We start from the raw sequence: 258 nt of genomic DNA on the forward strand, positions 1-258 counted from the left end.
GTGTTTTTGTAAAGGAAGTAGCTGCTGCTTTTGAAGCGGCATAGGCAGCCATATTCATTCTAGGAATGCCACCGGCGTTAGAGCTGATGGTCACAATGACTCCCTCTGTTCTTTTTATCATGTATTTGGAGACAGCTTGAGATACGTAAAAGACACCATGTGTGTTGACTGCAAAAGTCTGTTCCCAGTCGTCTGCTCGAAGCTGGTCAATAGAACCCATTCGAAGAATGCCTGCTACATTGACCAGTAAATAAATGG

The 258-nt window shown here is 44.2% G+C and carries 1 protein-coding gene; it reads right to left on the reverse strand.

Annotation, left to right across the window (positions count from 1 at the left end; all coding sequences use genetic code 11):
* A partial coding sequence (locus SB775_RS31155) for an SDR family NAD(P)-dependent oxidoreductase (protein ID WP_410865139.1) occupies positions 1-258 on the reverse strand: 258 nt, incomplete at both ends.

The sequence above is a fragment of the Peribacillus sp. SIMBA_075 genome, from assembly GCF_046534585.1.